The sequence below is a fragment of the Terribacillus halophilus genome (genome assembly GCF_900162685.1).
GTDB classification, from domain to species: domain Bacteria; phylum Bacillota; class Bacilli; order Bacillales; family Amphibacillaceae; genus Terribacillus; species Terribacillus halophilus_A.
This window is the reverse complement of record NZ_LT727828.1, coordinates 731639-757775: the sequence shown is the minus strand read 5'-3', so window position 1 is coordinate 757775 and position 26137 is coordinate 731639. Positions and strand designations below refer to the sequence as shown.

Here is a 26137-nt window from a genome sequence, read left to right as displayed (position 1 = left end):
TCCCGATAAAAAAGTGTGGAAAAAGTTTAGAAAAATGACTGAAATCACTGCAGACCCCGTACAGGAGCAGGCTCTGCTTGTAATCTAATAGTAATTTTACGTCGATCGGCTTTCATAGTACAATAAGGGGTAGCGTATATGACTTTAGGCACCATTTTCTAATAACAGACAACGAATAAATATACAGATACATTCACATAAAGGAGCTTAATTATGTCAAGAAGGTCACCCTATCAATCTCAGCCTCCTAGGCGAAAAGTAAAGAAGAAACTCAAAAAAAAGCGAATTCTAATGCTCATACTCCTCCCGATTTTAATTCTGGGAGCTGGCGGTGCAGCCTATGCGGCGCACTTGTACACTTCTGCTGCCAACGCCATTGAAAAATCACATGTCGCAGATGCTCGGGAAAAATCCGAGTTACGCGAAGCAGCAGTCGACCCCGTTGAAGACAATGTTTCGATTTTATTTATGGGAGTAGACGATAGCGATACAAGAGATCAATCAAATTCCCGTTCGGACGCCATGATTCTGGCTACTTTCAATAAAGATGAGCATAGTGTGGACTTGTTAAGCATTCCGCGTGACTCGTACGTGTACGTCCCAGAAGTGGACAGAAAGACGAAAATCACGCATGCACATGCTTACGGCGGCGCACAAGCCAGCGTTGAAACAGTTGAAAACTTCCTTAATGTTCCGGTCGATTATTACGCGGAAATCAACTTCAACGCCTTTATGGACATCATTGATACGCTTGGCGGAATTGAAGTAGAAGTACCTTATGAACTGTACGAACAAAACTCAAAAGACCAGAAAGATGCCATCCACTTAGAGGAAGGCTTACAAGAACTCAATGGAGAAGAAGCACTGGCACTTGCACGCACCCGCCACTACGATAATGATATCGAACGCGGGAAACGTCAGCAGGAGATCATTAAAGCAATGATCAGCAAAGCCTCTTCTGCAAGTTCTATCTTTAAATATGATGATTTAATTCAAGACGTTGGGGACAACCTAACTACGAGCCTGACATTTGATCAAATTAAGAGCTTTGTATCGTATGGTACAAGCAACAAATTGACAATTAATACGCTGAATCTTGACGGTACCGGCGGCAAGCTGTCCGATGGTATTTGGTATTACCAAGTCGATCCGGCATCCCTAGCTGATACACAGAAAGAGCTGCGTGAGCACCTTGGTTTATCATTGGAAGTAGACACTGATAGCGTCGAAACTGGCAGTAGCGGTGTTTATGACAGTACGGGGCCGACTGGTGAGACAGGCAGCACTGGTACTACTGATTCTACTGGAAACACTGGGTCTGCAGGATACACGGAAAGCAGCACTGAAACTGACTCAGCTTATGACAGTACAGGTACTACCGACTCTACTGGGAGCAACGGTTCTGCTGGTACATCCAGCTACGATACCGGTACTAGCGGCTCTTCCAGTTCATATGACGACACGAGTCAAACATATGGCACGTCAGGAAGCACGACAACCCCATAAACTAATAAAACTGCCACCTCATTTCGGGTGGCAGTTCCTTTTGTCCATTGCTTTCAAATGTAAAGGCAATGTAAAATAAAATTGTTTTCTAGCATTGTTGCTAGTATAATTTAAGAGGTCTGAACAAAAAGAACATCCTAGCAGGAAGGACGCTTTTATGAAATCAGCATTTACTGTTCTAAAAGAACAATTCAAGCATTTTAATCTCATTCGACGCATTTCACTTTATGAATTAAGGAATAACAATAGTGCTAACTATCTTGGTTTGGCTTGGGAGATCTTGAGCCCTCTCATTCAGATTGCAATTTACTGGCTCGTGTTCGGCTACCTAATCAACGGAGGCGACAAGAAAGTAATAGATAACCCATCAGGCGGAGAACCCATTCAATTCTTACCGTGGTTAATCACCGGGCTCATTCTTTGGATGTTCTTCCAACCTGCTGCTACCCAGGGGGCCAAATCAATCTATACAAGGCTGCGCTTGTTGTCTAAAATGAACTTCCCAATGAGCGTCATCCCTAATATCACGATTTTTTCTAAGTTCTATCCGCATATAATTTTAATCGTGATAGCACTGATTATCGCGCAAATAACTGGTTATACACTTAGCATCTATATCCTCCAGTTACCTTATTTTGTATTCGCGGCATTTGCATTTACGTATGCATTTGCTTTACTAATGACGACTTTGACTACACTAATACGTGATATACAGTTATTGTTACAAGCAGTACTACGTATGGTATTATATTTAACACCAATATTGTGGACATCCCAAAATCTTCCCGGTTTTCTGGATACATTAATGAAGCTAAATCCGCTTTATTACTTAGTGGAAGGCTACCGAGCAGGTTTGCTTGGACAGCATGGTTGGTATTTGATCAACTCCTGGCAATACTCCATCTATTTCTGGGTAGTAACGATCATCCTGTTTACAATAGGTTCAATATTACATGTCAGATTCAGAAGACACTTTATAGACTTTCTTTAAACGAAAGGGTTTATTATGGAAAAATCAATTATTGTGGAGAACGTGAGCAAAAAGTATAAATTATATAGCAAGAGTTCAGACCGCATTAAGGATATTATCTTGCCTAAAAGTTATGGTGAAGATTTCTATGCACTGCGCAATGTTAACTTTACAGCTGAAAAAGGAGATGTAGTAGGGTTTATCGGAATAAATGGTTCTGGTAAGTCTACCTTATCCAATATCATTTCAGGCATTGTTCCAGAAACAACTGGAACTGTTACACTGAACGGTGAAGCAGCTTTAATTGCTGTAGCAGCTGGATTAAAGGGCGATTTGACCGGTAGGCAGAACATTGAATTAAAATGCCTGATGCTCGGTTTAAATCAAAAAGAAATACGCAAATTAGAACCGGAAATAATCGAATTTGCAGAGCTCGAGAAATTTATCGACCAGCCTGTTAAAAATTACTCCAGTGGGATGAAGTCTCGTCTCGGTTTTTCAATTTCGGTCAATATAGATCCGGAAATACTAATTATTGACGAAGCTCTCTCTGTAGGAGATAAAGCTTTTGCTGAAAAGAGCTTGGCTAAGATGCAGGAATTCAAAGATAGAGGTAAGACAATGATTTTTGTAAGTCACTCTATCGGCCAGATGAAACAATTCTGCGATAAGATACTTTGGCTCGAGTTTGGACGCGTACGTGAATACGGTACAATTGAGGAAGTAATTCCTAAATACGAAGCCTTCTTGAATGATTACAAGAAGAAAACAAAAGCAGAAAAAGACGCATATCGACAAAGCGTCTTAGAAAGCAAATAAGGCAGGAAGCTTCAGCTTCCTGCCTTATTTTTGTTTCGGCCGAGAACAATCCGGAACATAAATTCAAATGCTTTCAATATTCTTTTCCAGCGGAATGGCTGTTTTATTAAGCGATACGCCCACTCCAAATTCAACTTGATCCAAATACGCGGTGCACGGCTAACCTGTCCAGCTAATATATCGAAAACACCGCCAACTCCCATAAAAACGCCTTTTTCAAATATATGCTGATGCGCAGCAATCCACTTTTCCTGCTTCGGAAATCCGAGTGCAGCAAAAACGAAATCAGGTTTAGTTGCAGCTACATGCTTGGCAACTTCATCATCATTTGTAAAGTAGCCGTTGTGCCTTCCAGCAATAACGATTCCTGGATATTGAGAAATCACATGGTTAACAGCACTCTCATTTACCTCTTCAGTAGCTCCTAAAAAGTAACAGCTCAAGTTATGCTTGTCTGCATAACTAAGCAGTCTGAACATCAAGTCAAAGCCTGTCACACGTTCTTCGATTGGATTCCCTAGTATTTTCGATGCAACTACGATACCAGCACCGTCAGGGATAATGTAATCTGCGCTTTGTACGCTCTCTTTATATATATGATCAATGCGTGTCTGCATCACAATTTCAGGATTTGCTGTTACAATAAATGTCCTTTGTTCCTTCTCTATACGCTTATACAAATGCTTCTGTAACAATTCCTTCTGGGTTAGTTTATCAAAAGGAATTTGCATTATTTCAACTTTTTCATTCTCCAAGTCCTAACAACCTTTCAAGACTATAACAGACTTTTTTTAGTCTCTAGAATAGACTTTCCCATTATGCCACGAAAACAAAAACTTTACAATTATACACAATAACTTTACATTTCTATTCCTTAAGATCCAAATGAAAAGAACACAACGAGCACGATTAGCTGCTCGAATGTGTTCTTCTTTTTTGCTGGTGTTTACTTTAGTAAGTACCTTCTTACTTCGTGATATCCCAGCTGCTTATTTCGGTTACTTTACGATTTGTGATCCATATATAAATAAGAACTTATTTACAAAGTAAAATAGCTGTACTATGTCCATCATTATCTGACATAAGATGAGTGAATAAATACATTCTTACCATGCAGTATTCCTCGGTACCATGTATTGGTTCCGACTTTTTCTGTCAGGTTAACTTCAAACTTTTCTCCCTTTAAAGAAGACAGTGAATAAACTTTGTTTTTTGAACCGCCCCATGCTTTTGTAAAAGCTTCGCCAGTTCCTTTTACATACAATGTTTTTCTGTTTTTACTAATTGACTTATGTGTTCGATGATTAAATTCAGACGCTTTTACCCAGCCGACTACCCCTGAGATACTGCTTGGCTTTGTGCTTATTTTATAATACATTTCTCCATTTAGCTTCGCTTGTCTTTTTGCGTAGTAAACAGCATTTGTAAAGCCCTCTCTCCTCGCAATTTTGTACGAAGAGAGATTGCTTAGATTTGTATAAATACGTGTATTGTTCCCAAGATGACCCAGCATGCTTGTCGTGCTCTCGATAGTATCGCTGACAAATGCAGAATGTATAAATACATTCTTACCATTGAGCATCCCACGATACCATGTATTGTTTCCAACTTTTTCTGTCAGATTCACTTCAAACTTTTCTCCTTTTAGAGATGAAAGATTATAGACTTTGTTTTTTGAACCACCCCATGCTTTTGTAAAAGCTTCGCCAGTTCCTTTCACATACATCGTTTTTCTGTTGTTACTGATTGATTTATGTGATCGGTGGTTAAAGTCAGAAGCTTTTACCCAGCCGACAACACCTGCTGTGCTGCTTGGCTTGGTGCTTATTTTGTAATACAATTCACCATTCAGCTTCGCTTGTCTTTTTGCGTAGTAGACGGCATTTGTAAAGCCATCTTTCTCTGCAACTTTGTAGGAAGAGGGATTAGACAGGTTTGTATAAATACGTGCATTATTCCCCAGATGTCCTAACTGGCTCGTCTTAACTTCCATACTTGTAGTAACGAATGCGGAGTGTATAAATACATTCTTACCATTCAGCTTTCCTCGGTACCATGTATTGCTGCCGACTTTTTCTGTAAGGTTTACTTCAAACTTCTCTCCTTTCAGAGAAGAGAGCGTGTAGATTTTGTTTTTTGATCCGCCCCAAGCTTTACTATAAGCGGTACCTGTTCCTTTGACGTAGAGTGTTTTAGGTGCTTTGGATACTCCCTTATGCTCGTGTACCGACATATCTGTTGATTTTACCCAGCCTAATGTACCTTTAGTGCTGCTCGGTGAATAGCTGATTAAATAGTACTTTTCACCGTTCGAGTCTATTTGCTTTTTGATATAGTAAACTTGATTAAGATCCTTATTTCCGGCAATTCGTACAGTACTAGGCTTTAAAGGGTCTTTGTATATCTTAGCATTGCTCTTCAAGTGCCCTAGCTTACTTGTATAAGATGTTTTCCCCTTTGCTGATACATAGCTAGAGTGTACCCATACCTGCTTGCCATTCAATGTTCCTCGAAGCCATAAATTACTGCCTACTGCTTCTGATAAATTCACGTGAAGTGTGCTTCCCTTGTAAGAAGAAAGATTATATACAAAGTTCTTAGAACCGCCCCAAGCTTTTGTATAAGCTTTTCCATTTCCATTAATTATATAGTCTTTCTTTGATTTATCGATGGATTTGTGGTTGTAAACCACTATGTCACTAGCGCGAATCCATCCGATTGTACCCGAAGTACTGCTTGGCTTCGTACTAAGAAGATAGTAAAGCTGTCCATTACGCTTTGCTTCTTTCTTAATATAATATACTTGATTTGTGTATGTGCTGCCCGCTTTCTTACTAGGTTGCAGCGTTGCAAGATCGGTATATATTTTGGATTGACTGGATCGGATGTGACCTAGCTTGCTAGTAGATGATTCTTTTATCGATTTAGCCGCATATTTTAGTTTTACTAATTCCACAAACTCATCCCAACTATAACCCCATCTTCCGAAGTAGCTAATTGGATCCGTGTGATTTGTTCCTCCTAAGAACTTAGAAACTGCATTATGAGACCAGAGTGTACCAGTGCCATTTCTTTCTGCATCTGTTACACCAAGATTATATTTATATAAGACCGATGCTAGATAATCAGAGTAGTTATTAATAGACTTAGCAAAGTCTACAAATCTATCTTCTTCTACTAGTTCCACATGCACAAAGCGTTGATTAGCAAAGAATCCTGCTCCCCATGCTGCACGATTTGTCGGATGAATCTCAATAATGTTACCGTGATCAACAAAGGCATGTACAAAAGCATTGTTATGATTTCTTGACATAAAGTCTATTTCCGAACGGATAGTAGAGTGTGGATTTGCTGTTTCATGTGCTACAACACCTTCTACCTTGCCATAACCATATCTATAGTTGAATTGTGCAAAGAAATTTTTATACTCATACTTTACATTTGCAGTTGACGGCGTATTCTTTAAGATCCAGTCATTCACATCTGGATATGCACTTTTCGAATAGAATTTTGGCTCCTCAGAAGATTCAGCTTCTTTTTCCTCTATACCATCCCGCCAATCTTTTGGTATGTATTGAAGCTCTTCTTCTGTTAATTTACTAATATCCATTCCGTAAACCATTGTTCCTTCTTTTATTCCAAATTCATTAACCTTTGCTTCACTATCTGTTGTATCTGTGCTCTCAGGTTCAGAGACTCTCAGTTCTTCTGTTTCAACCTCGGTATCTTCCTTCTCTGTACTCTCTTTACTCTTTTTTACAGCTTCTGTTTCACTTGCTGTATCTTCTGTCTTATTTTCATTTTCAGCTTCAACATTATTTGTTTTTTCTTGATTTAGACTTTCTGTGTCCTCTGATTGCTTTGTGACATTGTCTGAAATTAGCTCTTCAGCACTTTCATCATTTGTGTCATTGTTTTCTGTTGTATTCTTTTCGGCAGGTACCTCTGCCTCTACTATGTTACCCTCTTCTTCTCCTACATTTTGATTGTTGGTTTCTTGTGAACCCTCTAATATATCTGCAGGTTTTTCTGTGTCTTTTGGTATGGACTGCCCTTTTACATCTATTGGAATAGAACTAACTACTAATATGGCAACCAAGATGATACTTAATACTTTTCTCATAAACAAACCCCTTATGTTAGATTAAGTCTAAGATAGTTATAAAACTATTTCCTTCTTTAGGCCTACAGAGGGCATATCGCTCATTTCCTCACCCCTCCATACCTATTTATCGGTATTTCGCTTTCAATTTAAAGTTATAAATGCAAAAAAAATACATTGCCCTGTTTAGGACAATGTACTTTTTATTAATTATAGTGTGGTATGTCTAAGTAAAGTGTGTAAACACCAATTTCTTGGTAAAGGTTAAACATAGTTGAAACTTGTTTGGATGCCCATCCAATATCTGTTGCATATTGGTGACTAGCTTTGCCTAAATTAGCCATTGCATTAGGATTCCAGCGCATCTTGTACAATGTATTTTGACCATTTTTTATATAGTCATTTCCAATGTATTGTGCTCCCCCTACTATTGCATCATAAGGTGTAAACCAACCTTCCTCATATGCTCGCTTCACACCACATTCAAGAGGACACTCATCAAAAGCACCGATACCATACATATTGTATACCGTCTTACCTTTGTAGGTATTCCCTTTAGCCAATGACGATGTTCCATTTCCTGTTTCTAATAAAGCATGAGAAACTAGGTAAATATCATTAATTCCATACAGCTTGCTAGCCTCAATGAAAGCTTCTGCTTGTCCACGCAACGTACTGTCTTTCGGGGCTTTTTTCTCAATGTAAGCATTTAGTGTTTCTTTATCAATCCCACTTGAGCGTGTTAAGTCCAGAAATTGAAACTTTTGTTTCTCATTATCCAGAAAATTATTTGGATTTAAGTAGTAAGCAATATCGCTAGGGCTGGCATTCACCCATTGACGATCGCCGGTAAATTCGATCTTATACCAGCTGCCTGATTTACCAATAATATTTACTTTGGAATCTTTGCTTAGAGTCCCTAGAATCCAATAGTCTTTACTTGGACCTCCTCTTACATTAAGTAAGTCAGCGGTCACTTTACTATTATCGATATATTCCATTGATACATAAGCACTATACTCATTATCTGTTTGAGCGCCTGCTTCTTTCTGAATATCGATCGCTTCTTGGAGAGTCAAATCATATTGCGTGCTTCTTTGGTAACTTTCGGTAACAAAAGACTCGTGAAGCCACATTGTTTTGTTATTCATCACACCTCGGTACCAAACATTACTTCCTACTCTCTCCGTGAGTGTCACAGAGAATGTTTCGCCCGCATAATCGGATAAATCAGTTTTAACAATATCTTTTGATCCGCCCCAAGCCTTGGTATAGGATGTGCCTTTCCCATTTACATAAAAAGTTTTATGTTCTTTATCAATTCCTTTATGAGAACGGCTGTTTAAATCACCGCTTCGCACCCAGCCTACAACTCCGTTTTTCGCACTCGGTTCTAAACTGATCAAATAAAACACTTCGTCAGCTGCCTGCACTTGACGTTTAACGTAGTAGACAGTATCCGTAAGGTTTGCCTCAGAGGCAACTCTTCCTTCTGACTGATCATACCAATGCTTATAAACAACTGCATCTTTTTTCAAATGTCCTAATCGGCTTGTAGAACTTTCAACACCAATGTCTTTATATGATTCTACATAGGAAGAATGGATAAATACATTCTTGCCATTAAGCATTCCGCGGTACCATGTGTTCGTACCAACAGTTTCAGTCAGATTAACTTCGAACTTTTCTCCTTTTAATGAAGACAGCGTATAAACTTTGTTTTTAGAACCGCCCCATGCTTTTGTAAAAGCTTCGCCACTTCCTTTTACATATAAAGTCTTTCTATCATTGCTGATAGATTTATGCGTGCGCTCATTAAATTCTGATGCCTTCACCCAACCTACTACACCATGTGTGCTGCTTGGCTGCGTGCTAATCTTGTAATATAATTCTCCATTTAGATCTGCTTTCAGCTTTGCATAATACACTGCATTTGTAAGTCCAGCTTCTTTAGCAACTTTGTATGAAGACAGATTAGATAGATCCGCATATATACGTGAATCGTTGCCAAGATGTCCTAACTTACTCGTAGAACTTTCTTTTGCCACAATTTCTTTAACATAAGAAGAATGGATAAATACATTCTTACCGTTTAGCATTCCACGGTACCATGTATTGGTGCCTACAGTTTCAGTCAAATTAACCTCAAACTTTTCTCCTTTTAGTGAAGAAAGCGTATAAACTTTGTCTTTAGAACCGCCCCATGCTTTTGTAAAAGCTTCGCCAGTGCCTTTTACATACAAAGTCTTTTTATCATTACTGATAGATTTATGAGTGCGTTCATTAAACTGAGACGCTTTTACCCAGCCCACTACACCATGTGTACTGCTTGGCTGTGTACTAATTTTGTAAAATAACTCACCATTTAAATCTGCTTGCTGCTTTGCATAATATACTGCATTTGTAAGTCCAGTATCTTTGGCAACTTTGTATGAAGACAGATTAGATAAATCCGTGTATATACGGGAACTGTTACCAAGATGCCCCAACTTACTTGTTGCACTCACTGTAGCACCCTTGGGACTAGTTGTAAGGTAAGCAGAATGGATAAATACATTCTTGCCATTGAGCATTCCGCGATACCATGTATTGGTACCAACAGTTTCAGTCAAATTAACCTCAAACTTTTCTCCTTTTAATGAAGACAACGTATAAACTTTGTCTTTAGAACCGCCCCATGCTTTTGTATAAGCTTCACCAGTTCCTTTTACATACAAAGTCTTTCTATCATTGCTGATAGATTTGTGAGTGCGTTCATTAAACTCAGATGCTTTCACCCAGCCTACTACACCACTATGCGGCTGCGTACTAATTCGATAAAATAACTCACCGTTTCTTTTTGCTTGTTGTTTTGCATAATATACCGCATTTGTAAGTCCAGCTTCTTTGGCAACTTTGTATGAAGATAGACTAGCTAAGTCTGCGTATATACGCGAGTTGTTTCCAAGGTGTCCTAGCTTGCTTGTAGAACCCCACTCTAGTACGTTCTCAGCTTCTGATATGCTGGATGAAGAAACCGATTTCTTCTCCGGAACTTCCTCAGTTGCCTGTGTGTCTTTGTCTTCTGATGTTGATGCTTCTTGTGCATTTTTTTCATCTTCGGACTTCTTCTCTTCAGGAGCAGAATTTACTTCTTCATCATTTTCAGTCGCACTATTGTTCTCTTCTGATAATGATTCGGGCGTAACTTGTTTAGTGGATGCCTCTTCAGTTGATTTTTCCATCTCTGTTTCAACTGGTTTTTCAGCTTCTGTTTTCTCCGCCTCAACAGCTTTTGTATCTTGCGTTTCCACTTCGGCTTCTAAATTTACATCATCTTGACTAGTTACAGGGACAGCCTTATCCTGATCAATGACTTCTGATGTTTGGGATGATGTTTTTTCAGTGTTTTCTGCAGCTGAACTATAAACAGGTGCAGCTAAGTTTAATAATAGCAGCAGTACAATAAGACTTGCGACTTTTCTCATAATTCTCCCCCAACGGCTTATTTGATTTTCAATGTGCAAAGAATAGAGACTAGTATGTATGTCTATCTATAAAACTGAGACTATAAGAGCACCACCTTCGGAAAATTCATAGGTATAAAGTCTATACGCATATAAACTTACCAATGTTAATTATATTACAAACTTAAACAAATTTTAACAATAATCATCAAATATTTACTTGTTCGACCAACTTATTGACGAAAATATATATACAAAGACATAAAAAAGGTTGTTTATGTATGCTATTAAGCGTTCTTTCCTAAAAAAATATATGGTACAGCTTAAAAAACAAGGATAGTTATTTTACATAGAACACTGTAGAACGTGTTAACAAAATAATTCTTTTGCGTTATCTCGGTAAGATTCCGCTTTCCAGGCTCCGCTAACCGTACGAAAGCAAAGCAGCATCTTACACCTAGATCAAATATAAAAAATCCAAACAAGCTGCAATTAAAGGCAGTATTGTTTGGATTTTCAGTGTAGCTGAAGTACTAATGTACCAGCGTCTTTTTATATCATTAATTTATCTTAAAGCTTAAATTACCATGTTTCTCAGTGAAATAAGGTTTGACTTTACGGTTTGATATCTTACTTAAGTCCCCTTTTACATCTCTTTTATTTCCTACTCTTATATTATGATAAGTAGTTCCATCTTGAACTTCAATACTAAAATCGTATGTTTCATTTTTTTGCATAGATTTTGCATCAAAAGTCACAGAATATATCTTCTTTCCTTCTCTGCTGTCTGTAAGTTCTGCATTTAAAGCAACGTACTCTCGTTTTTCTTTATTTTCCAAAGTTGATCGTAAATAAAACAGACCTTTAATTGTCGGATGCACATCGCGTTCCGTCTTACACGCTATTTCTACTAGAACCTTGTATACATACTTATTACTTTCTTTAATATCTAATAATTTAATGCTTACATCATATGGGCTAACCTTCTTTTCATTATCTCTGAATAACTGCAGCCACTTCTCAGCAAACTTTTCATGGGTGAAATCCTTAATATATTGCAGTGCTTTTTCTTGGAACATTGCTTTTTCATCGTGGCTCAAATTTAAATAATGTGTAATCTTCTCTGCTAATCTTTCCACATTCTTATCTTCCACCAGAAAACCATTCTCTCCATTATGAATCATATCAGATGGACCATATTTTATATCATAAGCTATAACGGGCGTCCCATTTGCAAGACTTTCCTGTACCACGAGCCCAAATCCCTCATAGTTAGATGTAAGTATTGAACAATCTGCTTTTTGCAGTACCTCATCAACGTTACTGGAATATCCTTTTAAAATTACATTATCTTTCACTTTTAAGTCTGTAATTAACTTGTCTAAAATAGTTCGATGCGGGCCATCACCGTAGATAAGAAGTTTCGCATCATGCACCTTCTTACTAACTATGCTGAAAGCTTTGATTGCATCTTCTATATTTTTTTCTTCATGTAATCTTGAAATAAGTACAACTTCGTTATTACTTTTCTTTTGCTTTATTTCTTTCTCTTCAATAGAATGCGGTATAACATAATAATTGCTTCGATTTCCAAATCTATTAATTACATCTTTTTTTTGTTTTTCCGTGAGCAGTACAAGGGAATCAATATCATTTAAGTTATTTAGTACGGGTCTATTACCCGCTCGGATAATATCTGTGCCCGGGCGAATATGTATACTGTGGGTCATAAATACTTTTCTTACACTTTCATTGTCTATACTAAGTATAACCGAATCCAAACCTCTGGCTTCTCCTACTAAATAGGTTAACGGAGTTTCTACAAATTCCATAACAAAATATTTTTTAAAAGCATCAAAATCAGTAAACCTTTGATAACTTCCATTCGAAAAGAATAATATAATACTCTTGATTGTATCTTTACCGTTTGCTGCATCGAACTCTCTGGTCAAGTAAACAGACTGATCTTTCCTATATAAAACCTCTCTTGATATGTAACCATTCAAATAAAAGCTTCTGGAATATAGGTAACTATCTGGATCCAGAGTTTCTTTTTTATACATTTCGTTATTGGGATTGAAATATAATAACTCTGTTATGTTTCCATTTTTATATACTTTTTCCATTACTTTAATACCATCTTTGTAGAGCTCACATTTGGTATTTGAAATGTTAACTTCTAAAAAGTCATCTTCCAGAATACTGAATTTAGTATTGTCATGGAGTTGGTTCCTGTTTCTGTAAAAATCATTTATATTCTCTATACGAATATTATTTGATAGATGATAACGTGCTGCAATTTCTTTTTTAACTTCTGTGAATTTTTGATCCAAATGAAAAGTAAGTATAGTTGATCCTAAGTTCTTCAATTCATCCAATATCCTGGCTTTATTAAGTAATGAAGCCGTTAGCCCACCATGATCCTTGTCCAACCTGCTCGTAATGTATACTACATTCATACTAAGACCTCCATGTTATGTGTAAAATGAACGAACGCAATTATTAATTATACTATTTCCTCTAACTAATAAGGGAAGAACTTATACTATAAAGCTTACACACAAAAGCGTAAACTTAAAAGTAGTTTCATTTTGTTAAGTGTTTGCATTACCGCCTCTGCTTTAGGTACGTCCGCATTTTCTAAATTTTTTCTATGTATTATATTACAAAGAAACCGACCAACGAATATATTCGATGATCGGCTTTTCTAGTATCACTCTTCTTCTTCTTCATTCTTCTGCATTGATCGCTCAAATAACTCTATGCGTGAAACTGGAGGAGGTAAAATTACCTTCTCTTTATCAATTACTTCGGGTTTATTCTCAAGGCCCGGCAGTATTAGCTGATCGACAACATTTCGTGAAGCTTTACCGAGTGTATCATCGAAGAAGTAATCGACGAAAGGTTTAATTTTATGCATTTCGAATTCCTCATTCTTAATTGCATAGATCATCTCATCTGTTGTTTTTAAGAGAGGCCCAGGGATAAACTCAAAGAAGTTATAATAAAAATCTCTGTCCTGTATATATTTCTCTACGTCGAAACCAAAGAATAACATAGGACGATTTAGCAAGGCAAATTCAAAGCAAACGGAAGAATAATCAGTAATCAAAATATCCGTTACAAGTAACAAGTCGTTAATTTCCCGATACTCACTAAAGTCATAAAAGAAATCAGCGTACTCATATGGTATTGTGAGGTTATTCTTTACGAATGGATGAATCTTGAATAAAAATACATACTCTTCATGCAGCTGCTCATAAAGCTGCTTTAAATTCAACGTTTCAAAAGGATAGTGAGCAGATGCCTGTCCGTTTCCTCTAAAGGTAGGGGCAAACAATATCACTTTCTTCTCTTTTAAATGAGGATACTTATCAAAAAGTCGATTTCTCACATAGGCTTTATATTCCTCATCACTAAAGATGTCTGCACGCGGAACACCTGTTGGAACTACTTTATCTAAAGAAATGCCAAATCCTTCTGAATAGTTCTTTCGTACACCTTCACTGCTGACTACAGCCTTTGTATAGTTGCGATGATTCTTTGAGTGCGGAGATGGTCCGCCTGGACGTCCTATTCTGCTATAACCAAACGTTTTGAACGCCCCTGCCGCATGCCATATTTGAATTAATTCTGCATTCGGTCTAATCTTCAATGGATATATTAACGGATAAAAATCATCTAGTAAAATAATCTTCGAAGTAGCGAAATGATAAGCCATCTTCAACAAATCCGTAATCGTTTTTTTGTTATTTATTCGTTCATTGAATAAAAACAAGATATCCAAATCCATATTTCTTCGATGTAGTTCTTCATAAACAAAATAAAAATTACCATCTAATTCCGATCTACTGTCAGAAGCAAATACAACTTTCTTTGATTTAATTGGAAACAGGCAAAACAGCATATAAAATAGTCTGAAAAATCGTCTCTTAAATGCTTTGACAAGTCTATGCTCTTTTGTTTCTTCGTTATCCGGCATGTTTCTTGGGTCATACGATTGTAAGAGGGAATTCTTTAGATTTAATGTCTTCGTATATGTGTTAAAAGAAATAAGTAGGTTATACTTCTGGACCTTTTTTGCTGAAAAGTACTCCAATTTTGTTGTCAGGAGGTCACTTTTAAAGAATGTCTTCACATTTGACAAAGGAATAATTTTTTCGTACTTTGTTGTATCCTCTTCAGCTGCCATCTGCTCCAATTTAATAAAGCAATCGTACTCCCCTGCCTGAAGTGGTTTTCCGTTATGCATTGCCGATAGGTTAATAACGCCCTTAAAACCATCCAATAAGTCCATATCCTCTGTAATAAAAGGATCAACGTTCTTAAGCTCCCCATACTTACAGTTATCTAATGCGATAGTGATTGTATGCATTTCAAGTATTTCCATTGGATCTGTGTCTTGTAGATTTTCGTTATCTTTTTGGAGCTTCTCAATATCAAGATTCGGAACAAGTAATAAAGATTTTCGTGTACGGTCTTCTGCATACGTTTTAATATCTTTTACAGATGCATACCCTTCTATCTCTAGATAAGGTCCATTTATACTTAGATCTGTAATATCACTCTCGACGATAGCATTCCTATCAACCGGTATATTTTTATTATCAATAGAGGAAATAAACAAAGGTAACGCCTCTCTCTTTTACTTAAAGTCACGGACTATTAATTCTGAAACTCGACTTGTGTTATCGAAATTCAGTGATACCATCCGTGAAGAATCAAAGTACTCATTTTTACTTCTTGCGTTAATCCATTCGACCAGCTGCTCACTTGTTTCCAACATAGCACCATCCGAGATGACTTCTAATTGCTGATATAATCCCCGATTTGTTTCGTATTCATGCAAATCTGGAATAAAATGAGCGAATGGTTTCTTTAACAAGGCAAATTCGAAAACGGAAGAAGAATAATCTGTCATAAATGCATCAGCTATCAGCATCCATTCATTAATGGAACCAGACGAAGCGACTAGTACATTACTGAATTCTGCAAGCTTATCCAGTTCTTCAACAGGTGTATACGGATGTGCTTTGTAAATAATTTGAACGTTGGGGTTAATTACTTTAGCAATATCTTTGATTACCTTCTCCATGTTCAAATTTGATTCTCGCTGCGCTCCTCCTGCTCGGTAAGTAGGAGCAATTAACACACGAACCGTATCGGCATTGTCCCAAATTGGAAAGCTGCTGAAAAGTTTCTTTTCAACAGCTTCAACGTCCTCAACGGAAGTAAATAGATCTGTTCGCGGAACTCCAATAGGAATAACACGTTCTTGCGGCAGATTAAAAGCTTCTGCATAAAAAGGTACAACGCTTGTAGAAGAAACATACACATGTGTATACGTGGCATGAATCGGTACAAGCTTTAAATAAGCTGGATTAGGGCCGAAATTGGTTCCTATTGTGCTGTATCCAAACTTTTTAAATGCTCCTGCAGCATGCCATAATTGGACTATCTTAAGGTTTTGGTCTTCCTTAATCAAGTACACTGGCAAGTAGTAATCATCTAAGATCACACATTTAGCTTCAGCAAGATAGGGAATCTCTTTCAGCATGGAGAGATTCCATTTATTTGCCCCTCTTATAAAGCGAACCTTTGCATTCGGCACCTGGCGCAATAGTTCATCATATACATAACCCAGATTGCCTTCTGGTTTATCGGTTCTATATAGAGCAAATAAATAGTACTCTCTCTTCCCTTTGTTCTTAAAACTATAAAGTTTATAAGCAAAACGGAATAAACTTCTATACAGCCAGATAAAAATTCTCTTCCATGGTGACAGAGAATCCATTTAAATAAGCCACCTCATAACAGTCTTACCCCATGAATTGGACAAATCGCTCTCAAAAGCATCTGTCGCATCTTCAATTTTTTTAACTTCGTGAACATCCCCTATGATTGTACTAAGGTATTCCACAATTTCTGGATAATCTCTGTATATATCGACCGTTCTTTGGAAATCAGCTGCTCCGCTGCGGCTGCTTCCAAGCAAAGTCAATCCTTTTTCCAGTACCATTCTTGTGTTCACTTCAATAGGATATTCACTAACTCCCAGTAAGCAAACAGTACCTTCAGGCTTGATATGATCGATAATCTGATCTAGCGCATACTGACTGCCTTTCCCGCCTGCACATTCAATTGCATGGTCAATGGAAACTTCATCCGGAATCTCGTCAATCTTGTACGCATTATCTACGAAGGAGAACCTTGCCAGCTTGTAGTCCGTCTTGCCAAAAATAGAAACCGTGCTTTCAGGGTACAATTTTTTTAGAAGAAGGCATGTAATGAATCCTAGATTTCCATCACCCCATACACCAAACGAATCCTTCTGTATGTGTGATTTCTTCTCAAACCTGCTAATTGCATGTACTGCAATTGTAACCAATTCGGTAAAGGCAGCAACGTTCATATTAATATCTTCAGGAAGTTCTACGATACGATCATCATCAAGAAACACGTAGTCTTGCATGAATCCATCATATCCACTGGAGCGAAATTTACTTGATCGTAAATAATTTTCTGCAATTACTTCATTTTTTTCTGTCGGAGTGTTTGGTACCAATACGACTTTCGTTCCTACTTTGCGTTTTCCGGTAGGATCATAAACAACTTCTCCAACGCCTTCATGAATTAAAGCCATTGGCAGTTTCTTTTTCATCGCTTCTTTTCCTCTGGTGCCTGTATAGTATCTTTGATCAGCAGCACAGATAGAGAGATGCGTAGGTCGAACCACAACTTGATTACCCATTACGGTTTTATCTCGGTAGGTTACTTCAAATTGTCTTGGAGAGACAAGACGGTATACTTGATTAATCATTGGTTCAAGCTCCCTTTAATAATAGCATTCGAAACATTCAAATCATAAGGTGTTGTTACTTTTATGTTAAAGATCTCACCTTGTACAAGTTTTACTTGTTCGCCTTTTAAAGAGAAAATCTTACAAGCATCGGTAAGAATTGTTTTCTCTTCTTGTGATAACTTGCTGTATAGATCTTTAAATACACCTATTTTAAATGTTTGAGGAGTCTGTCCCTGATACATGTGATCTCTTCTAGGGATTGAAGTAATATAATCCTTATCCTCCGACTCTACAATCGTATCTATTGCAGGAATCACTGTATCAACGGCACTATTCTCAAGACCATTTTCGATGTTCTCTTGAATGATACGATGTGTCAAAAATGGACGAACAGCATCATGTGTTACTAGGATATCATCATCCGTAAGTTCATTCTCTTTTTCAATATAATTCACAATACTCATAATCGTTTCGTTTCGATCACTGCCGCCGGTAATTACTTCTACCACAGGAAGGTTAAGTTTGTACTTCTTTAAAATATCTAACGTATGATTAACCCACTCTTTGGGCGTTGCGATGATAATTTTGTCAAACTGACTATTTAAAATAAACTTTTCTACTGTATGCACTATAATCGGTTTCTCGTTTAATAACAAAAACTGCTTGGGCATTGGTACATTTCCCATTCTTGTACCTTTTCCACCTGCCAATATTCCAGCGTAAATCATATAGTCACCTCTTCGGTAAATTTTCTCAAGACTTTAACTTAAATAATGATTCAACCACTAAGCTAATCATTTACGTTTGCTTCACAATTAAAATGGATTTTGTTCATTTTTTGTAAAATAAAATATCCAGATAAATGATATATGATTTCAAAACGTTTGGCAACGACAACACTGTAACATTCTAGCATTACCTGTAACATAGATGTAGTATTTGTCGACAAACAGACACTTATTCTCATATATATAAACAGCTTTTCTTCCAGTATCAGCCCCCTCTTAAAGAACTTTATTAAGATGGTGAGATGAGGTTGTCTAATTACTATAGAAAAAAGAAATCTGCAATTTGCTTATCTGATTAGTATTTTGAGGCTTCTCAACGAAGCACGGTAAGAAAAGAAGACCTTTTAATCTGCATAACTTGAAGATTCTTATCAAGTTGGATTAAAAAGCAAAAAAAAGTTGTACTGACAAATTAAGCGTATTCTATAAAAAAATCCAACAAGTTTTAATTTTACCATTGTAAGGGTTGTATCTTCACATGAAATTAATGTAAAGTAAAGAGTTTACTTGATATTTAAGCCAAACGTTAATATAATGTTAAGGAGGTGTAAATCGCTCATATATGATTTACGCCTTTTTATTTAACTTAATAATATTCCATATATATTTCTATAAATCTGGAAGGAGCTTCTCAATGAAAAAGGTGTTAACGTATGGAACGTTTGACTTGTTGCATTGGGGCCACGTGAATTTACTTCATCGCGCGAAAGAAATGGGCGACTATTTGATTGTCGGTATTTCTTCTGACGCTTTTAATAAAGAAAAAAACAAGAAATCTTATCATAGTTTTGATAATAGAAAAATGATCTTAGAGTCTATTCGCTACGTTGATAAAGTGATTGCTGAAGATAGCTGGGAACAAAAAATTGAGGATATTAAGAAGTATGAAATTGACACTTTTGTCATGGGAGATGACTGGGAAGGAAAATTTGATTATCTAAAGGATTACTGTAATGTCATTTATCTTCCTAGAACGATTGGAATATCTACTACTAAAATAAAGGGTGATTTGTTGGACGTGGATAATGGTTAGAGAGCTTGCCATTTCTCTTTATCTACTTTTCTTCAAAATAATTTTCATAGTATGTAAGTTATTTCCTCAAAAGAACAAAACCACTCTGGTTTCTTCTTTTGGGGATAATATCTTATATACGGCAAAATCGTTGGAGAAGTGGAATGCAGGAGAAGTAGTTATATTAAAAACCCCTTCTTGTCGTGAAGATTTTAGTAGTATTCAATCAAAAATTATTCCTTTTTCCTTAGTAAATTTCTCAGCATATGTAAAAGGCATCTATCATCTAGCAACTTCTCGTATTGTAATGGTAGATAACTATTTTGGATTTTTAGCCGTAACCGATTTTAAAGAGAATGTGGAGTGCATACAATTATGGCACGCAGCTGGTGCACTTAAAAAATTTGGATTAATGGATCCTTCTGTCGAAATGAGAACTATCAGAGCGCAGGAAAGATTCAAAAAAGTGTATAGCAAGTTCTCTTATGTCACAGTAGGCTCTGAAAAGATGGCCGCTATTTTTAAAGAAAGTTTTGGGCTATCTAATACGAACATATTGCGTACTGGTATGCCTAGAACGGACTTCTTTTTCAATCAGGACAATATAGCAGCTTGTGAAGCGAGCTTATTAGAACAGTATCCTGTGCTAAAGAAGCGCAAGGTCATTATGTACGCGCCAACTTACCGTGATGACGAATTGGACAAACCGAAGATAGCACTGGATATTGAACGCCTATACCGGGAACTAGGTCAAGAGTATGTCTTATTCCTGCGTCTTCATCCTGCAGTATCTTGGGATTTGGCTAATGTTTACCCAAACTTTGTTATTGATGTAACACACCATAAAAATATCAATCCGCTTTTATTAGTGACCGACATTTTAATTACCGATTATTCCTCTATTCCATTTGAATATTCTCTGCTAAATCGGCCGATCATCTTCTTTACCTATGACTTGGAAGATTACCAGAGGAAACGTGGAGTACCGGATGAATATCTCGAATCTTTACCTGGTCCAATGGTAAGAGATACAAAAGCAATAATTAAGGCGATTAAAAAGAATGATTTCCAATTAGAAAAAGTGCAAGCTTTCGCTAAACAATGGAACCAGTATTCCAATGGCCATGCGAGCGACCAGCTCGTCCAAGCTATGTATTCGTCCCATACGGCTGTTGCTGCAACAGTAAAGCCGTCTGCACAGACAACACGCTAACACGCTGATTTTATATCAGCGTGTTTTTTTGCATAAAAAGACCCCTTCTCCGATTGGAGAAGGGGTCTTCCTATTATTGATGCTGTCGTTTACGTTTTTCTTCTTCTGTTTGTTTATGAAAACCAACCATGTTGAGTAACGGACGATAGCGTTCGCTGATGAGTCCTGTAATTTCAACGATTAGTTCAATGAGTATTGCCAGAGAAATAATTAGGATAGCCGATCCCCACATCGTTGCTTCTGTATACAGCACACCTGTAATACTGAAGATACCGCTAATTGCATAAATGACGATAACGGTTTGACGATGAGAGAATCCTAGATTCAACAGACAGTGATGCAGGTGAAACTTATCCGGCGCTGATAATGGTTTCCTTTGCACGATCCGTCGAATGATTGCGAAAGTCGTATCCAAGATGGGAACTCCCAGAATGATAATCGGTACAATCAAAGAGAACAATGCGACGTTCTTGAACAGCCCGCTGACAGATAGTACGGCTATCATGTAGCCAAGAAACAATGCTCCTGTATCTCCCATGAATATCTTCGCTGGGTGGAAGTTAAAGACTAGGAAACCAAGCGTGCTTCCCAATAGGAGCACACCCATCATTGCAGAAAGCGGGTTCCCCATGCTGATTGCGATCATAGAAATCGTGAACAAAGCGATGGCGGAAACGCCTGCTGCCAATCCATCCAATCCATCGATTAAGTTGATTGCGTTTGTAATACCGACAATCCAAAGGATCGTAATAGGGATTGCCCACGCTCCAAATTCAATTCGGTCAACAAATGGCAGTGTTACAAAATCAATCCGAATGCCGCCAAGGACTGTTATCGTCGCTGCTGCAATCTGACCGATAAGCTTTACTTTTGCTGATAAGATGAATTTATCATCCAACATTCCAATTAGTGTAATCATTGTTGCACCAATCAAGATAGGTGCAGTATTCGAATCATTTGGCATGAAAATCAGATAACCAAGGATGAAACTGATGTAAATGGCCAGTCCGCCAAGCCGCGGCATAATTTTCTGGTGTACTTTTCTAGCGTTTGGTTTATCTGTTGCTCCGATTGCCAATGCCAGCTTTTTCACCATAGGTGTCAGCACTAGCGATAAAACGAAGCATGCTGCCAACGCTATGATTAAAGGCGTTATGTGTACCATTCGTATCCTCCTAAATAGCTTGCTTGCAAACGTATTTGAGTATTCTTTTATTTTTCGAGTATTATAAGCTACTAGATTTCGACAGTATTCTATTCATGCTCTGTACTATTATAATGTTTCTGCTAGCAAAACTCAATTACATCCAATGTAAAGTTTGTATGACGGCGGTGTGACGGCTATTTACATTTTCTTAACATTCATTATGCTTCTTTAATAAAATTGGTTAGAATGGAGAACATTTTCTCTTTACCAGATTTGAACGGGACTGGCTCAAAGCTTACTGTCTGTTTCATTACCTTACTAAGATCTTCGCCTTCTCCCCAGCTCAGAATATGCTTTTGCTCCAGAAAAATAGATAAAAGCTGAAGCTGGTGATCATCATTATGTTCGCCATACTTTTTCAGCCGTGCTGCTGCAATTACCTTCTTCCCCTTTTTTAAAGCAGAAATAACAGATCCTGTGCCTGCATGTGTAATTATAACGCTAGCATCTTCCATTAGCTGATCCATTACTTCGTAGTTAACGAATGGCTTGATGTTCAGCACATCACTTTCGTACTTCGTATGGCCGGCTTGGACGATGACTTCTTCCGTTATAAAGCCTTCCTTCTTCAGCCGCTCTACTTCTTCCAGGAGACGTGTGAAGGGAAGTTCATGGGTTCCTAAGACAACGAGTATCAATAGATGGACCCCCCATAGACGGCTTTCGGATAAATCTGCTTCATCGTTTCCCATTGCACGATAAATAAGTCAGCAATTGGATAAATCATCTTCCCTGAAATAGTGGGTGACGTAGACTTTGCAAAGCTTTCAATAAAGATAACTCTTTTCCCAAAAAGTTTAGCGATATAGCACATCGGAACGGATGTATGCGCACCTGTGGAGATAACGACATCCGGACGATGTTTCAAGAATAGAAAGATTGACTTGATGATGTTATAACTGAACTTGAAAATATAGCGAAAAGGATAATTACGTGCCCCGTAGACAAGAAAGCTCATCGGGTGCTTCCCTTTCATCTGTTCCGTAATTTCGGATTTCTCCGTCACGATATGATAGTCATATTCCTTAAACAATGGCTCCAGCTGCAAAAGCTGCGTTAAATGTCCGCCGATGGATGAGATCAGAAGCAGTTTTTTCTTTTTCATCAACAATTCGCTCCATTCCATTATGGTTAGATGCTATTGAAAGAACTTCTCCGGTTTCTGTCTGAGTAATCCATATAGGAACCCGAGGAGCAGTGCCAAATAAAATCCGGATGCCGGAGATGACAGAATATGACCAGCTATAAACGCTGCTCCGAGCCCTATACAAGCACCGGCACCTGTAAATAATGCCGTGGCATTTAAAGTCCGGAAACGCTGCTTGAAAATAAATACAAGAATACTGCCGATAACAAACAGTAAAGGAAGTATGAGAATGATTGTGCCTAGATAACCGAAGCCAAAGAACCAATCAAGAATATCCATCTCGATAATACGCGGTTTCTCTCCTGTGTAGTTCCCGCCAATACCCATTCCAAAGACTTTTTGGATGACTGGTGCATGCTCAAAGTAGTATAGAACTGTACCGAAATACTCCTCCCGGCCGTTTAAGGCCATGAGCTGCCAGGAACTCCACTGTCTGACACTGCCCGGAGGCGGGACCTCACCTTCTTCCACTTCTTCTGGAAGCGGTGTTGTTGCTAGTGCTTCTTCCTGCTTCTGTGCTTTTTCATTGGCCATTTCAACGGATAAACCAAGGTTATTGCCGATCGGCATTTCTGGTGTGACAAATACGGTGATAGCCAATAATACGAGTACAACACCTGCCTGAATGAAGTTATTTCGCTTTACAATGGCTTGTATGAGCAGCAGAACGAACGCAAACCCTAAAACAACGAAAGCAGCTCCAAATGCAACCTTTGTACCGATTGTCAGCATTGCCCATATCATGACAGCTACAAGTGCTGTGCAGATAACTTGTGCGAGCATCCCTTTTTTAACGAACAGGTAGTAGATGATTGCTCCGCAGAAACCCATTCCTAAAATGGCACTGATTTCATTCCCTGAAAAGAACCAGCCAGAATGACCTTGCTTGGCCAAGTAGTCGTAGCTGCGCTTGCCTGTTCCCGTTAACTCGGCAATCAGCATAACGACGCTGACAACGCTTGTATTGATGAACAGATACTTTGGTATCGTGACCTTCCAATCACGATTCTCACCAAGATGACGGAATATCATGACATAAACGAGCAGAGCTGTGATGAAGAAGAAAGTCTTAAGAATGAACGTCAGCTCTTCCACAGCCGATACAGGATCTTTCCATATCATATTGATAGCAAAATTGGCTGCAAAATAAACGGCAAGAACAGCCATGTAAATGCATGTATTTCTGCTCCACCGTTTATCCGGGTAACTAAGCATGTACAGCATGCCTATTGGAATAACGAGAAGTCGTATCGGATTCGAAACCGGTATGGAGAAATACGCCAGCAAATCAAGAAAAGGCTGGGCTAGTATAAAGAAAATGAATAATTTTTCTAATATATGATGATTAGCTTTAAGTCTTTGCATCAACGCTTGCAACTGAATGTCCTCCTTCGTGCCACTCTTGCCAATTTACTTAGCAGCGGAGCCGCCTCTTCCCAATAGGATGTAAAATGATTGTATTTTCATCAGGAATACGCAGAGCAGAAATACGATGACTCCACTAACTGAACAAAGCAGGATCGTGAAAATCGGCTGCAGCTGATCAACTGCGTCTTTTAGCAGATAAACAGCAATCCCCATGATAAGTACACTGATTGTCGTTTTCGCAACATCTAGAAGCATCTCCCTAAGTGGAATGCCCCCCATAAGTTTGCGGAACAAAAGGAAACAAGTCAGCGCATAGATAAAGCCTGTTACCGATGACGACAACGGAATGCCGATAAAACCGAAACTTTCTGTGAATATGTAGTTAAGGACGAGCTTCAAAGCGATGGACAGAAATCCGAGGCGCATCATGTAATGCCCTTTTTCCATTGTATAAAAGCCATTGTTAACGATGATAACCAAGCTGTAGAAAAGTATCGTTCCGAAATAATAATAAGCTGCAATGCTCGTCTCTTCTGTATGCAGTGCCGTGAATTTACCATTTTCAAATAATATAGAAACAATCTCGGGCATCAGCAGCATCATTCCTGTCAGTACTGGCAGCAGTGTGAAGTACATAATTTGCAAGCCTCGTGTAATATTCGCCTTGAACCCCGGCATATCTCCTTTTGTGTATGCAGCTGCCAGAAGCGGAAATACAATCGTCCCTATCGTAACCCCCACAATATTCTGCGGAAATTGCGTTAAATTCTTGGCGATATTCAGATATGTAACAAAGCTGTCTCCAAGCCTATTAGCAAACGATGTATCAATGGTTAATGTAATCTGTCCAATCATGGCAGTGAGTGCTACAGGTATGAAAATGCGGAAAAACCGCTTGTTCTCTGCCCAATTAATCTTGCCTTCCAATCGAAGGGTGCGTTTGGGCAGCAGCAGTAGTAATTTAAAGAGCAAGCTCAAAATAACACCTGCTAAATTACCGAAAGCAAAAGCATAAGCTCCGATTTTATCAGCAAAGAGTAAAGCACTCCCGATTGTTCCTAACAAGACAATCGCTTGGGCTAGAACGGATAAGTAATATTTGTTCTCTGCATCAAAATACGCCTCAAGCACAGCATTGACTCCGACAAATAAAAACGAAGAAAGAAATATAATTGTCATGATTGTTGCCATCTGTGCTGTATCACCTGTCAAGTTGGGAAACAGAAGCTGGATATAAACAGGTGCAATGACAATGAACAGAATGGATAGGAGCAAACTGAACAGCAGCGTGCCTTTCCATACATTTTGAAGATGAGACAACCCTTTATTCTTCTCTTCATATTTAATGAAACTAGGTACAAATGCGCTCTTCATTCCTGTTGTCAGGAACAGAATGAACATATTTGGTAATGCAAATGCCGCATAGTAAGCATCTGCTTCACTGGATGCTCCGAAGTAAAAGGTAATCAGCTGATCACGAATCAAACCGGATACCTTCAGTAAGAGCGTCACCAATAACAGCAGCAAACTGGCGATGCGAAGTTTCGACTTCATGATAGGACCTCTCTCTATATGCCCATACAGCGTGCAGCTGATGAGATGCGTATTGCTTGCTAAATTATAAGACTGAATCGAAAGCTGTTTCAAGGCAATTTACAGTAACTTAACGTTTGCTGTTGTGCTCAAAATGCCCGAACCCTTCACTCTATTGATCTCGGGGATTTCTTTACAATACATTCGCAAAAATAAACTATTTA

The 26137-nt window shown here is 38.1% G+C and carries 18 protein-coding genes; 5 read left to right on the top strand and 13 right to left on the bottom strand.

What is annotated here, in order from left to right; all coding sequences use genetic code 11:
• The first annotated feature begins 213 nt into the window (after positions 1-213).
• The 3 genes from B1K52_RS08420 to tagH all read left to right on the top strand — a co-directional run bounded on the left by B1K52_RS08420 (position 214) and on the right by tagH (position 3295).
• The gene (locus B1K52_RS08420) at positions 214-1506 is read left to right on the top strand and encodes an LCP family protein (protein WP_077307226.1); all 1293 of its coding nucleotides are present in this window, start codon (positions 214-216) and stop codon (positions 1504-1506) included.
• A 157-nt stretch (positions 1507-1663) separates the two neighbouring features.
• The gene (locus B1K52_RS08415; protein WP_077307224.1) at positions 1664-2497 is read left to right on the top strand and encodes an ABC transporter permease; all 834 of its coding nucleotides are present in this window, start codon (positions 1664-1666) and stop codon (positions 2495-2497) included.
• A gap of 15 nt (positions 2498-2512) precedes the next feature.
• The gene (gene tagH, locus B1K52_RS08410) at positions 2513-3295 is read left to right on the top strand and encodes a teichoic acids export ABC transporter ATP-binding subunit TagH (RefSeq protein WP_077307222.1); all 783 of its coding nucleotides are present in this window, start codon (positions 2513-2515) and stop codon (positions 3293-3295) included.
• An 11-nt stretch (positions 3296-3306) separates the two neighbouring features.
• Here the strand turns inward: tagH and B1K52_RS08405 are convergent, their stop codons facing one another.
• From B1K52_RS08405 to B1K52_RS08370, 8 genes are all read right to left on the bottom strand, one after another.
• Positions 3307-4050: a WecB/TagA/CpsF family glycosyltransferase gene (locus tag B1K52_RS08405; RefSeq protein WP_256855874.1), complete on the bottom strand. Its 744-nt coding sequence runs from the start codon at positions 4048-4050 to the stop codon at positions 3307-3309.
• Positions 4051-4367: 317 nt separating this feature from the next.
• Entirely contained in the window at positions 4368-7418 is a 3051-nt protein-coding gene (locus B1K52_RS08400) for a peptidoglycan recognition protein family protein (RefSeq protein WP_077307220.1), read from the bottom strand.
• Between the two features lie 185 nt (positions 7419-7603).
• A complete protein-coding gene (locus B1K52_RS08395) occupies positions 7604-10864 on the bottom strand; it encodes an N-acetylglucosaminidase (RefSeq protein ID WP_143588858.1) in 3261 nt (1086 codons plus the stop codon).
• A gap of 539 nt (positions 10865-11403) precedes the next feature.
• Positions 11404-13302, bottom strand: coding sequence for a glycosyltransferase (locus B1K52_RS08390; protein WP_077307218.1), 1899 nt, complete (start codon positions 13300-13302; stop codon positions 11404-11406).
• Between the two features lie 254 nt (positions 13303-13556).
• Positions 13557-15470, bottom strand: a complete 1914-nt coding sequence (locus tag B1K52_RS08385) for a CDP-glycerol glycerophosphotransferase family protein (protein ID WP_143588857.1) — start codon at positions 15468-15470, stop codon at positions 13557-13559.
• 18 nt (positions 15471-15488) lie between these two features.
• Entirely contained in the window at positions 15489-16637 is a 1149-nt protein-coding gene (locus B1K52_RS08380; protein WP_077307216.1) for a CDP-glycerol glycerophosphotransferase family protein, read from the bottom strand.
• The gene (locus tag B1K52_RS08375) at positions 16638-17663 is read right to left on the bottom strand and encodes a ribitol-5-phosphate dehydrogenase (protein ID WP_077307214.1); all 1026 of its coding nucleotides are present in this window, start codon (positions 17661-17663) and stop codon (positions 16638-16640) included.
• Entirely contained in the window at positions 17660-18373 is a 714-nt protein-coding gene (locus tag B1K52_RS08370; protein ID WP_077307212.1) for an IspD/TarI family cytidylyltransferase, read from the bottom strand. Before B1K52_RS08370 ends, B1K52_RS08375 begins: the two co-directional genes overlap by 4 nt.
• 694 nt (positions 18374-19067) lie before the next feature.
• Between B1K52_RS08370 and tagD the strand changes: the two genes are divergently transcribed.
• Positions 19068-19466 (top strand): glycerol-3-phosphate cytidylyltransferase, encoded by a 399-nt coding sequence (gene tagD / locus B1K52_RS08365; RefSeq protein WP_077307210.1) that lies wholly within the window; start codon positions 19068-19070, stop codon positions 19464-19466.
• Positions 19459-20658, top strand: coding sequence for a CDP-glycerol glycerophosphotransferase family protein (locus B1K52_RS08360; protein ID WP_077307208.1), 1200 nt, complete (start codon positions 19459-19461; stop codon positions 20656-20658). Before tagD ends, B1K52_RS08360 begins: the two co-directional genes overlap by 8 nt.
• 73 nt (positions 20659-20731) lie before the next feature.
• Here B1K52_RS08360 and B1K52_RS08355 read toward each other — a convergent pair whose 3' ends face one another.
• The 5 genes from B1K52_RS08355 to murJ form a co-directional block, all read right to left on the bottom strand.
• The gene (locus tag B1K52_RS08355) at positions 20732-21823 is read right to left on the bottom strand and encodes a glycosyltransferase family 4 protein (RefSeq protein WP_077307206.1); all 1092 of its coding nucleotides are present in this window, start codon (positions 21821-21823) and stop codon (positions 20732-20734) included.
• Between the two features lie 200 nt (positions 21824-22023).
• Positions 22024-22503 carry a PssE/Cps14G family polysaccharide biosynthesis glycosyltransferase gene (pssE, locus tag B1K52_RS08350; RefSeq protein ID WP_077307204.1) on the bottom strand — a complete coding sequence of 160 codons (480 nt, stop codon included), beginning with the start codon at positions 22501-22503 and terminating at the stop codon, positions 22024-22026.
• Positions 22500-22970: a PssD/Cps14F family polysaccharide biosynthesis glycosyltransferase gene (gene pssD / locus B1K52_RS08345; RefSeq protein ID WP_077307202.1), complete on the bottom strand. Its 471-nt coding sequence runs from the start codon at positions 22968-22970 to the stop codon at positions 22500-22502. Before pssD ends, pssE begins: the two co-directional genes overlap by 4 nt.
• A gap of 33 nt (positions 22971-23003) precedes the next feature.
• Positions 23004-24389 carry an O-antigen ligase family protein gene (locus tag B1K52_RS08340; RefSeq protein WP_077307200.1) on the bottom strand — a complete coding sequence of 462 codons (1386 nt, stop codon included), beginning with the start codon at positions 24387-24389 and terminating at the stop codon, positions 23004-23006.
• Positions 24390-24422: 33 nt separating this feature from the next.
• Complete coding sequence (murJ, locus tag B1K52_RS08335) at positions 24423-25934, bottom strand: murein biosynthesis integral membrane protein MurJ (protein WP_077307198.1); 1512 nt, start codon at positions 25932-25934, stop codon at positions 24423-24425.
• Positions 25935-26137: the final 203 nt, after the last annotated feature.